Source organism: Pseudomonas sp. P129, assembly GCF_020312195.1.
GTDB lineage: Bacteria > Pseudomonadota > Gammaproteobacteria > Pseudomonadales > Pseudomonadaceae > Aquipseudomonas > Aquipseudomonas fragariae.
This window is the reverse complement of record NZ_JAGPYS010000005.1, coordinates 165388-177866: the sequence shown is the minus strand read 5'-3', so window position 1 is coordinate 177866 and position 12479 is coordinate 165388. Positions and strand designations below refer to the sequence as shown.

The window sequence follows — 12479 nt, the reverse complement described above, 5'->3', positions numbered from 1 at the left end:
AGGGCAGCTAAAGGGCGGGATTATAACGTAATGACCAAGGATTGGCTCGACGCGCTGAAATGTCACTCAAGGCGGCCCGCCAGACGGTGTACGAAACGTCTCTTTCGCCGCCTCGCATATTTATCTACAGCGTTGCTGCCCGTTGCACCTGATTAATTGAGGCCTTCAGTCGCAGACCCCGAGGCCGCCGATCACACCTCAGCGCCTAGCGCAATGGAAAGCCTGTCATGACGCAAACACCACCCTCTTTGGATTTCAACCTTTCAACGCCGAGTCCTGTACCGATGACGCCCAGCGATACCTGGGCTGGCGCGTCCGCAGCGCTGAAAAGGCTCGACGAACTGCGCACCCTGCTGGCCAGGGAGCTGGACGCGCTGCCCCAGGCTGGCGAAGCCCTGCTGAGCGCCCTCGACGGCGCTGACGTGTCCGAACGCGAGTTGCAGATCTTCGGCCTGTTGCAGCAGACCGAAGACTACTGGACGGACCCGGGCGAAACCGGTGAAAGCCGCCGTGATCGCCTCTTGCCCGCCTTGCAAAGGTCCCTGCATGACGAAGCTCGCGTCAGGATTCACGAGCGCGATCTCGACAGTGGCTACCTGGCCTGCCTGCCCGACTCGCCCGACTCGCCCGATCAGGAAGGCCCGGCGCTCGCCTATTCGACGGTGCGGGTGCAGTTGCATGATGACGAACAGATTGAAATGGCCGGCGTGCTGGTGATTTCCCAGGATCAGGGGCGCACGTTATTGATGCTGCCAGGGCTCGGGATCAGCGGTTTTGCCACGCAGGCCATGATGGTCGCAACCCTTGTGCAGTGGCTCAACACGCCAACGCTGCGCGATGCGCTGCTCAGCAACGCGCAACGACAGCATCAGGAGCGTTTGACCGAGATACTCCAGGACGCCGACCTGTACCTGGAACCCTTCACGGCTGCCGACGTGCAATTGCAGCCGGTTGTTACCACGGCACCGTTCATTCACGCCTTCGACCGGTTGCTGAACAAGCAGCGCAACGACATCCGTTACGCCTGCGAACAGCCCGGCACGGCGGATCGGCTCAAGCGTCAATCGCTGATCCAGCAAGCCATCGACATGCCTGGCCTGTTCGGCCCGGCGGCCATGCTAGAGCTGCGTGAACTGACCAACAGACGACGTCAGTACGAGCGGGACTTGCCGGAGTGGATGAAGATCGCCAGCGCGGCTGATCTGCAGACCTATGCCCTGCACCTGCAACGCTACGACGCGGCGCATGCTGCGATGCTGAGTGTATTGGGCAGCGCGGCGTCGCCGGAGCGGTTTGCCGAAATGCAGTTGCGCACACGCCTGGCCAATGACCTGGGCCATGATCTGGACCCTGGGGCCTTGACCATCGACACCCGCCGCACGCTGCCAGCGACGAGCGAGACCTACCGCGTGAAGCTGCCGCTGACCGAACTGGCGCTCTATGGCCTGCATCCGGATGACGAGACAGCGGGCTCGGACTTCCTCGACCAGACGCTCATTACCCTCGATGGCCAGCCGCTGGACGCCGCCTATTCGGCCTTGAACCCGGCCTACCTTGCCAGAGTGATTGACGAACTCGATCTGCGCGCGGTGTTTGGCGATTTTCAACGCCAGGCCTATCAACAGGAACACAACCAACAGATGCTGCGCGCACTGGCGCGTGTCCGACTGACCACGCTCGGCTGGGCGGCGAAGATGCAGGGGCATATCCGGCCCGATGACTTTGCCATCGTCGCAGCGCTGACCAGCGCGGCGACGGGGACGCCTGATCCCGCGCTGCGCGTGCAGCAGATCAGGCTGAACGACCGCAACGTGATGGCCAGACTGCTGGTGTGTCGCAAGCAGGATGCTCAAGGCCGGACGCAACGGCTGATCATGTTCGCCAGCGAGGCGCCCGGGCAGCAGTATTTCAAGGCCTTCGACACCGACACCCAACTGCTGCATGAGGTGGTCGGCTGGACCGCATCGCCCGCAATGACGGCCTGGCTGCTTGATCAGGTAGAGGTCGCTGCCCGCCCGGAACTGGCTGCGCAACTGACCGCGCTGCGCGAGAAACCCCAGCCCGCAAAGGACTTCCTGCAATTCATCGATCACCCCGACTGCGAGACGGCACTGCGCCGTTTTACCGACGAGCAGACCCGCGTATTGCTCTCCGAACAGGCCCGCCATACCCCGGACTGGTACCTGCGCGCCAGCCGCGCCCAGCGTCGGGAATTACTGGCCCTTGAACGCGCCATCAATGGCGCCCTCGACAACTATCAGGCCCAGGCGCACACCGGGGTTCAGTCGTTCAAGGACTACGTACACCAGCGTGCCAGCCAGCAGCTCGGCAAACTGCTGGGCGTCCCCGCAGGCACGGTAGACCCCGATCAGATCGTGATCACCAGCGAGCGCGAAACGCAGACCTACACCGACATGCTGCTCAAAGGCTACAACGACAGCATCGACCCCTTGAGCACTTCGGCAGCTACCGACGCCACGTTCAGCGGCCCGCCGGGGATCGACCTGAGCGCGCTGTCACCCGCTGCTGTCGCAGGTTCGGTACGCGGCCAGTGGCTGGCGGACGAGTACATTGCGCTGATCAGAAACACCCTGCTGAACAGCGAAAACGATGGCTACGCCTACCGTCGCCAATACAGCGTGATGATCACCCAATTGCAGATGAAGGCGGCTGCACTGCGCAGCCTGCTGAAAGGTCATGTCGAGGCCGCGCAGTATGCCTGGCTCACGCAATCACTGGATAACGCGCACCTGAGCGACCCGGCCTCACGCGAGCGATATCCCCTTTACCCCCTGCAAATACATGTGGATAAACCCCTGATCGCCTCGGGACTGACCGATGTCGATCAACTGGTTATCCCCAGCCCGCTGCTGACCCACATCGAAACCGTTCAGGGCTGCCTGGTCATCCTGCCGACACAGATCCGTCACGCCGCGCTGCTCTATACGCCGCAGGCACCTGACGGTATCGAATTCCGTCTGTTCAGCGACTTCGTGAGCTCGCTGGATAGTGACGGGATGATCGATTACTACAAGGATCGCTGCCGCATCAAGGCACGCCGGACCCTGTCGTTCTTCCTGCGGGACATGCAGAAGGGCAACGCCAACAAGCCTCCGGTCATCCCCAGGGCATTCATTGCAGACGTTGCCGATACCTGTTTCAACCGGCCGCTGGAGCGCAGGCTGCGTGACGTGGAAGAAACCACCACCGGCCGTAACGACATGCTGACGAAGCTGATCCGGGTCAGTGTCGAAATCGTTGCCACGGCCCTGACCCTGCCCTTCCCGCCGGCAAGCTTTGCGGTGGGCAGCCTGATTTCATTGCATGACAGCGGGCAGGCACTGGCAGCGCTGAGCGCAGGCGACCGGGAGCGCGCCACGAACTACATGCTGTCGGCGCTGCTCAACGGCCTCGGTGCAGGCAGCGATTTGCTGGTGGGTCTGAAAGGACTTGGCGGCGCGTTGCACCAGCTTGAGAACAGTCAGCATTCGACCCCGGTACTGCGCTCGTTCCAGCGCCAGCCTTCCCTGCCGCGTTACGAGGATCTGTACCCGGTAGAGCTGCAAGAGCAAGTATTTCTGCTCGGCAAGCCCAACGTTCATGGGCATGCTGCGATTTTCCAGGCGTCCCATGTCGCCTCGGCACCGCCGCTGGCAACCGGCCAGTTCGCTGCGCGCGAGATCGGAGGCGCCTGGCAGCCGCTGCTCCCGTTGCCCCCGACTGCACAGCGCGCGCCATCAGGTTTGCGCATCGATCTGGCCGTCGACATCTCTCTGGAGAACGTGCCACGTATCGCCGAGGGTCACGCAAAAGGCGTGCATGCGATCAATGGAAAATACTATATCCAGCTCTCAGACCAGGCCTTTGAGGTTCAGTACGACGCCTACTGGCAGTACTGGCAGATCATCGACCCGGCCAATCCGTTCGCCTTCTTCGGCAAACAGCCGGTTCGCCTGAATGATCAGGGCCAGTGGCTGCTTGTCGAACGGCAGCGCCTGCGCGGCGGCGGGCTGGACACTCCGGGCACTTATCGACCGCTACCTGAGCAAGCCAGCGCAAGCTCAAGCTCGCTGAATACCTTGAGCGACTATGAGATGCCGAGCGGCATGCGCGCGCACCTGGACATCGTCATCAACAAGGAAGTCTTCGACCCGACCGGCGCAGGCCTGGACGTCTATTTCGAAACGTATTTCACCGAGGTGCGCCAGACCTTCACGGCGCGTCGGGAACAACTCTATCAGGACGCCCAGGCCTTTTTTGCCCGATTCACGCCTCCACCCAGGCCGACCCTGCCCGCCTATGGCCTGCCCGGCAGCGTCGACACGCTCATCAAGCACATCTTCAGTCACAGTAACGGACTGGTGTTCAGCGAAGCCCCGAAATCGGTGGCCAGCAAGCGTCTGCTGCTGCTCAACATGCCCTTGCTCGCAGAGCAGCGTGTCGAGGTGCTGTACATCGAGCACCTGCTGACCGACAAACACCTGCGCAAGCTGGCCAGGTATCGCCAACTGGGCAAAAAGAGTCGCTCCGGCTCTCATGAACTCAAGTATTACCTGCAAGAGACCAATCGCGGCGCCCTGAACAACGCCAGCAGCGAATTCGATTACTACCACCTGATCAAGGCAGCCCACCGTTACGGGATCGAGGTGCGCCCGTTCAGTTCGTCGATCAGCTATCCGTTTCTCGGCCATACAGTGCTGAGCGCTGCCGATGACCCGGCAGCCGCCATGAAAATGAGCAACTTCTTCGGGCACAGGCTCATCAACCACGACATTGAGCCGGCCTCTGCCAGGCGTTGGGTAGCGCTGCTCGACCAGAAGCTGGCCACGACGCACGATCAAGTGCCCGGCATCGCTGAAATGCAGGGCGCCGTCAGTGTGCAGGTCCAGGACATCCCCGCCGGACGTCCGACCCGCATCAGGCAAGGCGCTGGTGAGGCGCATGAAAACACGCCGTCTCACTGCGACTTCAGCATAGCGTTTGCCGACCCGACGCTGACCGCCAGGCCGCTGCCCCCTGCCACTGCTCTGGATAACACGTTGATCCGCGAGCTGGGCGACCCGACCGCGATTGCCGAGGGTGAGCGCTGGGCGGGCGAGTACGGGTTCGTCCTTGACGAAAACCATACCTGGCTGCGCGTGGAAGCCGATGACTGGAGCGTTGACAGGCCGATGACGGCCATCCAGCAATCGCTGACCGATGCCACCTACGAAATGCCGCCGGATACCAGAACCACGCTGCATCGCCTGGCGAACTTCGAAAAGAAGGGGCTCGATATGGAGTATTTTTTTGAAGACATCGAACTCGACACTGTGCGCAATACGTTCGACCTGCGGCGCAAGAATCTGCAAAAGGACGCCGCCAGCATCAGTGCCGCGCAACTGCCGCCTCGCCCGACATTGCCAGCCATTGAACCCCAGACAAGCACTGCCGGGCTGCTTGAAACCCTGTATCGCCATACCGAAGGCCTCGTCATTGGCGAGTCACACTCTTCGGTCGCCAGCAAAAAGCTGATTATCGACAACCTGCCGTTGCTGTCGCAGCAGAACGTCAAAACGCTGTACATGGAGCACCTGCTGAGCGATCTGCATCAGGCGGACCTGGATCGTTTCCTCGAAACCGGGCAGATGAGCAAAACCCTGCTGCATGACCTGAAAACCCTGGACCGCGGGCATCACACCGACCCGAACGGCGTCTACACGTTCGAACAGCTGGTCATCAGGGCGCGGCAGCAGGGCCTGGAGATTCGCGCCATCGATTGCGCAAGCAGTTACCACCTCAAAGGCATCGCCGAGGACGAGCCCCTTATCCGCCAGCAAATGATGAATTACTTTGCCTCACGCACGATCCGCAGGCATCAGGACGTGATGGGCTCGCACAAGTGGATCGCGCTGGTTGGCAACAGCCATTCCAATACCTACCAGGGCGTCGTGCCTGGCATTGCCGAACTGGAAGGAGGAATCGGCCTGCGGGTCGTCGATGTGGCTCCGGGCCATTCGAGGGGTATAACGCTGGATCAGGGAGAGCTCGTCTCGGGTGGCATAGCGGATGACAAGGTCTACATCAAAGCTGATTATCGAGTGGAGATGGAGGTGCCGCGTCCACAGCCGGCCCGGCTGCCGAGCATCGAGAAACGCCTCTCCCGTCCGGGCATGTTTCTGGTGCAGGAGGGTGAAGGCAACCTGCAAACCATCGTCCATCGCGCGCGCGACACCTGGATTCACCGCACGCCAGTGCTGCGCAATGCCGAAGGCAAGCTGTACATCGAACGCCTGCGCTGGCCGCGCATCCACCTCAAACCCTTCGACGACATCGATGCACTGGTGGCGGCACTCGAAGCGATGAACCTCACGCGCGCTACCTGAGGATGCAGACGCTCCGCGTCACACAGAGGACGCGGAGCGTCCGGAACTGCATGCCAACGCAGAGCATTGGCACGAGAATCAGTCAACTGCATGCCAACGCGGAGCATTGGCACGAGAGTCAGCCACTACCGATGAGCGCTCCGCGCTGGCACGAGAGTCAGGTGGATTCAGTCTGACGCGAGCTTCGGCAAGCGCTGTTCCAGCAACTGGTGCAGCGCGCTGTGCGCGGGCCAGTTACGCATGAAGCGGGCCCGGTCACGGGCGTAGGCCGCCGCGAATGACGATTGCGAACTGTGCTGCTGCATGGCGTCCAGGTCGATCATCGCCCAGCGATCGACGTGCCAGAACAGGTTATGCCCCTTGAAATCGCCATGGCTGATGCGCGCCTGGATAAGCTGCACAAAAAGCCGATCCAGCGCCTGCAGTTCGACCTCTGGCGCATCACCGCTTTCAACATAGGGGGCGAAGCGTTCGATGATGTCCGGCCCATCGATGAATTCGGTCACCAGCCAGGCCTTGCTGCGCAAGCCGAGAAAGCGCTTTTCCTGCACGGCCAGCGGTTTGGGTGTGGCGATACCGAGGAACTTCAGCCGATTGCCTTCGCGCCACGAATGCCAGGCTCGGCTGGGGCGCCAGAAGCGCTTGAGCCAGTGGCTGAAATTCTTGATGTTGTAGCGCTTGATGACCAGCGGACGACCACTGACCTCAACCCGCCCGACACTCGCAGCGCCCCCGGTCTTGTACAGATGCCCCTGGTCGAGCAAGGCATCCGCCTGACTCAGCACCGGCAGCATTGCGGATTCTTCCTCGCGACGAATGGCGCGGAACACCGAAGCGCTGTCCTCGACGCTGAACAGACTGCAGTCGCGCACGGTCTTGCTCATGAAGTCCTTGAGCCGCCAGCTGCGAACCTTGTCAATCTGCTTTTGCAGCGCTTCCATCGGCAAACCATGTTCGGCATTGCTCAACAGGTAATGCACCAGCAGCTCTTCAGTAAACGGTTCGAAAGACCTGGGCAACTGGGCAAAGAACACGCCGAGGTTTTCCAGCACCTTTTGCCGGGACAACGGCGTACCGGCCTGTTCAGCACGAATCCCGGCGCCATCGATCAGGTACAGCTGCCCGTTGTGGCGCAGCAGGTTGTCCAGGTGCAGGTCTTCCTGCCACAGGCCTTTTGCGTGCTGCCGGGCAATGGCCGATAGCGCCTCGCCAAGCACCGCTTGCTGCTCGTCTGCCAGCGGTGGCAGGTGCTGAACGGCGTTCCAGGCATCGCCCAGGCTTGGCGCCTGTTCGAGAAACTCGAACAACAGCCAGCCACCCTCGCCGTCCTGTAAACCGTCGGCCAGCAGCAGCGGTGTGGTCAGGCCCTGTTCGGCAAGCAGCCTGACCCCGGCCAGCTCACGCTGAAAGTGTCGGGCCGCCTTGTCGCCCACCAGCAGTTTTGCCAGCACCGTTCGGCCTCGCCAGACACCGGCCCCGACATAGCGCTGCCCCGGCAATACACGCAGCAGGGTCAGCAATTGCAGTTCAGCCGATCCGGCAGCATCGGCCAGCGTCAGGCTCATCGGCAACTCGAGGGTACGGCCGGCGGTCTTGAGTTCAGACAGGCGCATCAACGGGTCTCTTTATCATCGCTGTGTTGAAGGTCTCGTTTGTGAGCGCCGCGTTTGCCAAGGCGCGCACTCCAGGCGTCGACCAGCAGGCTGTTTGGCGTGGCGTGCAGATAAGCCGCCAGCAGCTCGCGCCGATCGGCCTCATTCCACATCGGCGCGCGGCGCAGCAGCGGTTCGAGGTCGCGGGCAAGGTCACGCTTGCCAAAAATCACCGGGCGGGTCTTTTCCAGGTCGATCAGTTGCGCCTGATACCCGGTACCGGCTGCCTGAAGAAAAATATGTTTGGGGTAGAAGCAGCCATGTACCTGTCCGGCGCGGTGCAGCGTGCGCGCCAGCTGGCCGCAGGCGTGCAGTATTGCCTGACGCTGAGGGGCCTCCATCTGGTTCCACTGCTGCAACAGCTCGTCAAGATCGGTCCAGCCGTCCAGCGCACGCGTCATCAGGATCGCCCGGCGTTCGCCGTCGACCTTGCGCTCGCCATAGAACACCGCCTGCAACGCCGGAATCCCCAGCTTGCGATAGCGACTGATGTTACGAAACTCGCGCGAAAACGACGGTTCGCCAAACGGGTGATGCAACGTGTGCGTCAGGTAATTGCTCTGACGCTTGAGGTAAAAACCCTGACCGTCCAGGTCGAGGCGGAACACACTGCTCCAGCCGCCGCGCCCGGTATTGGGCTCATCGACCGCATCAAGCCTGATGTTCCAAAGCGATTCAAAATCAGCCAGGTTGTGACGCGCCAGTAAAGGCTGGTCGGCACTGGCAATAAAAACGCTCATTCACGGCCCTCGAAAAAGCTGACGATATGTCGAATACGTTTCTTGTCGGAGGCGTTCAAACGCGTTCGCTGGCGGTATTGCAGGTAGAAGCGCAGGCGCTGGGTGGCTGACAAATGATACTTGGCGACCTTGTCCAGGCAGGCCAGATCCTTGGTGATCCGATAGCGCAGCATGAAGCTCCACCAGAATGCACCATTGGGGCAATCGATGAAAAACAGCTTGCCCTCGTTATCGACCAACAGGTTGCGCCATTTCAAATCGTTATGCGTGAAATGGTTGTCGTGCATGATCCGGGTAAAGGCAGCCAGTTGGCGACTGACTGCATCGACCCAGTGGCGGTCGGCCAGTCGCGGGTCCTTGCGTTGCGCCAGTGCCGACAAGTCTTCGGTGTTCGGCAAGCCTCGCGTGATCAGTGCGCCGCGATCATACGCCGCGCCGTTGCGCTCCAGCCCCCAGGCCACGACTTCTGCGGTGGGAATGCCCCATTTGGCAAAGCGCTTGAGGTTCTGCCACTCGGACTTGACCCTCGGCTTGCCCATATAGCGACGCAGGCCCTTGCCCGCGCCCACGTAGCGTTTGACGTAGTAGTAAACCCCGCCGCGCTCGACGCGAATGACGTCGGACAGCGGGTCGCGGGTCAACTGCTGTCCCTGCAAGGCAAATACGGCATCCAGGCTACCGAATTCCTGTTCCAGGAACGCGTACTCGGGCTCGAGCTTCCAGCCCGCCATCAGAGAGCGTCTCCGTAGCGCACTTTGCGCTGATACAACTTGTCGGCTTTTTTGTCCAGCCAGGTCAGCAACGTCGCTTCCTTGAGCAGGATTTCGCGCAACGGCTTCTGGAAATAGCCCTGGAGAAAACGCAGTTTGTCGCGGCGGGTCAGGCCGATGTCCAGCGCGGAGAAATACAACGCGGCCAGGTCCTTGTTGCGCCAGCGCGGCGTGATCGCACGGCGGGTCTGGGCACGGTGCAGGTCGATGACCGACAGTTTGAAATCGTCAGCGGTCACTGGCTTGTCGGTGTGCAGCAGAAAATGGCAGATGTAGCAGTCGCGATGATTGACGCCTGCGCGGTGCATCATGCCGACCATGCGGGCGACTTCGGCAATGAAGGCTCTTTTCAGACGCGGCTCGGGCGGCTCGCTGCGCCAGTTGAGGCTGATGTCTTCAAGGCTGATGGTCGGTGCCAGTTCTTCAGTGACGATGAACGAGTGCTGCGCGGCAGGGTTGCTGCCACGCTCACCATAGGCCACGGCGGTCATGGTCGGGACGCCGACTTCATGCAGACGCTCGATGGCGTCCCATTCCTTGCCCGCGCCCAGTACCGGCAGCTTGGCGGTTGCCAGGTTCTTGGCGATCTCGCCCCAGCCGATGCCGCGGTGGATCTTGACGAAGTAACCGCGCCCGTCGACCTCGGTGCGCAGCGTGCGGCGCCCTTCCAGTTCGCGGTAGACCTCACCGCTCAGGCCTTCGACCTCGACGAACGCATCGCGCTCCGCCCACAGGCTCTTGAACGGCTCAGCAAGGAACAGCTTCATCAATAGTGCTCCGCCAGAATCACATCCGCAGCGTGTTGCGGCATGCTGTAAAGGTCTGCCGTGTCGGCAAAGGTCAGGCCATTGCGCGACCACGCGCTGCGTGCGGCGTTGTCCTGAAGCATCTCCGACAGGTAGCGATTGAGCTGCGCCTGATCGAACGGCTCATCCAGCACCCGCCCGCAATCGGCCTCGGCAATATAGTGAGCGTAACCACAGACCGCGCTGACCAAAACCGGCAAACCGGCAACCAGCGCTTCGAGCAGCACGGTCCCGGTGTTTTCGTTGTAGGCCGGATGAATCAGCAGGTCGGCACCCAGTAGAAAGCGCGGAATATCGCTGCGCCCTTTCATGAAGGTCACCTGATCACCCAGGCCGAGCGCCGCGCTCTGCAATTGGAATACTTTGGGGTCGTCCTGCCCGATTACAAACAGTCGCGTGCGCTTCTTCAGCTCGGCGGGCAGAGCCGCGAGCGCCTTCAGGCTGCGATCCACGCCCTTGGTCTTGAAACCGGAGCCTATCTGCACCAATAACAGGTCATCGTCGGCAAGGCCGAATTCCTTGCGAAAGCCCGCGCGGATCTCAGGGGCATCCGGCGGCGCGCGGCGATCCTGGGAAATACCCGGCGGCAGCAAATGGAAGCGCGACGGCGGGGTGTCGTAATGCTTGATGAACAGCGGCTGCTGCACTTCGGAAATCATCAACACCTGGGTTTTCGAGTCCCTGGCAAACACTGCGCGCTCGTAGTCGGCAAAGTGGCGGTAACGGCCCCACTTGCGATAGAGCGGGCTGCGCAGGTTCTGCGCCTTGTCCTCGAAGCAGCCGTCGGCGGCGTAATACACATCCAGACCGGGCATCTTGTTGAAACCGATCAGGCGGTCCACCGGGCGTTTGGCCAGGTCCGCCTCCATCCAGGCACTGAGCTTTTCGTTGCGCCGATGGTTGAAGAACGCCTTGACCGGCGCCACCAGCACCTCGAAACCGGGCGGCACATCGCCTTCCCAGATCAGGGTGTAAACGCGGATCTGATGACCGCGCTGCTGACACTCCAGCGCGATGCGCATGAAGTCGCGTTGCAGGCCACCGAACGGGAAGTATTTGTAGAGTACAAAAGCCAGTTGCATCAGCCAGGTTCCTTTGCCAGCAACAGCGCGCCCAATTGGCTCGCTACTCGCTCGGGATTCAAACGAGTGAAGCACATCGGCCACTCGCGCTTAAGGTCGAACCGGCGCTGATCGTCGGCGCTCGGTTGGTACGTGCATTTCTTTTGCAGGCACGGCGTGCAGCCCGGGTAGTCGCTGGCCAGATGCACCTGCGATTTGCCGTAGGCCCCGGTCAGGCCCGGATTGGTCGGGCCGAACAGGGAAATGGTCGGCACATCCAGTGCCGCGGCCAGGTGCCCGATGCCGGTGTCTACCGCAACGCACGCCTGCGCGCTGGCCAGCACCCGCGCAACCCCTGCCAGATTCAGCTTGGGCAGCACGTGCGCGCTGCTCAGACCCTCGGCAATGCGCTCGGCGCGGGCCTTCTCTGCCGGATTGCCCCACGGCAACTGCACCTGCAGGCCGCGCGCGGCCATCAATTCGGCCAGTTGCCGCCAGTACAGCTCGGGCCAGTGCTTGGTGTCCCAGGTCGTGCCATGCAAGAACAGCACGAACGGGGCCTGCAAACTGTCATCCAGCGTCGCCAGCGGCTTGAGACCGTAATCGCCCATGCCGGACGGCTGTGGATAGCCCAGTGCCTGAGCGAACAACTGACGCAGCCGCTCGACCGCATGCTGCCCGCGTGCCACTGGAAAAGCGCGATCATAAAAGCGACTGGCGACCGGCTCGCGTGCCGAATCGCGGTCCAGACCGGCCACCGGTGCCTCGACATAGCGCGTCAGCCAGGCACTTTTGAACAGGCCCTGCGCATCAATCACCAGATCATAACGCTGTTCGCGCACCTGCTGCTTGAAGCGCCGCCATTCGCCGGACCTGAAGGTCTGCCAGAGGTGCTTGCGCCAGCGGCGGATCGCCACCGGGATGACCCTGTCGACCGCCGGATGCCAGGCGGGAATTTCCGCGAAGCCTTCCTCGACCACCCAGTCGAAGCGAATACCGGGCAGCGCGCGCGCCGCATCGGTCAGCGCGGGCAAGGCATGAATCACATCACCCAGTGAAGACGTCTTGATCAGCAGTACCCGCAA

7 protein-coding genes are annotated in these 12479 nt (G+C 61.8%); 1 reads left to right on the top strand and 6 read right to left on the bottom strand.

From position 1 onward, the window contains the following. Positions 1-227: 227 nt before the first annotated feature. Positions 228-6365, top strand: coding sequence for a membrane-targeted effector domain-containing toxin (locus KBY02_RS14560; protein WP_225650584.1), 6138 nt, complete (start codon positions 228-230; stop codon positions 6363-6365). A gap of 167 nt (positions 6366-6532) precedes the next feature. On the opposite strand, the gene KBY02_RS14555 is transcribed toward KBY02_RS14560, so the two are convergent. From KBY02_RS14555 to waaC, 6 genes are read right to left on the bottom strand one after another with little or no spacing between them, the layout of a single operon-like run. Then, the gene (locus KBY02_RS14555) at positions 6533-7978 is read right to left on the bottom strand and encodes a lipopolysaccharide kinase InaA family protein (protein WP_024659677.1); all 1446 of its coding nucleotides are present in this window, start codon (positions 7976-7978) and stop codon (positions 6533-6535) included. Continuing rightward, positions 7978-8757, bottom strand: coding sequence for a lipopolysaccharide kinase InaA family protein (locus tag KBY02_RS14550; protein ID WP_011266464.1), 780 nt, complete (start codon positions 8755-8757; stop codon positions 7978-7980). Before KBY02_RS14550 ends, KBY02_RS14555 begins: the two co-directional genes overlap by 1 nt. Further along, positions 8754-9488: a lipopolysaccharide kinase InaA family protein gene (locus tag KBY02_RS14545; protein ID WP_024659676.1), complete on the bottom strand. Its 735-nt coding sequence runs from the start codon at positions 9486-9488 to the stop codon at positions 8754-8756. Before KBY02_RS14545 ends, KBY02_RS14550 begins: the two co-directional genes overlap by 4 nt. Continuing rightward, positions 9488-10294 carry a lipopolysaccharide core heptose(I) kinase RfaP gene (gene rfaP / locus KBY02_RS14540; protein WP_024659675.1) on the bottom strand — a complete coding sequence of 269 codons (807 nt, stop codon included), beginning with the start codon at positions 10292-10294 and terminating at the stop codon, positions 9488-9490. Before rfaP ends, KBY02_RS14545 begins: the two co-directional genes overlap by 1 nt. Beyond that, positions 10294-11415, bottom strand: coding sequence for a glycosyltransferase family 4 protein (locus KBY02_RS14535; RefSeq protein ID WP_024659674.1), 1122 nt, complete (start codon positions 11413-11415; stop codon positions 10294-10296). Before KBY02_RS14535 ends, rfaP begins: the two co-directional genes overlap by 1 nt. Continuing rightward, the gene (gene waaC, locus KBY02_RS14530) at positions 11415-12479 is read right to left on the bottom strand and encodes a lipopolysaccharide heptosyltransferase I (protein WP_024640329.1); all 1065 of its coding nucleotides are present in this window, start codon (positions 12477-12479) and stop codon (positions 11415-11417) included. The genes KBY02_RS14535 and waaC overlap by 1 nt, the downstream gene beginning before the upstream one ends.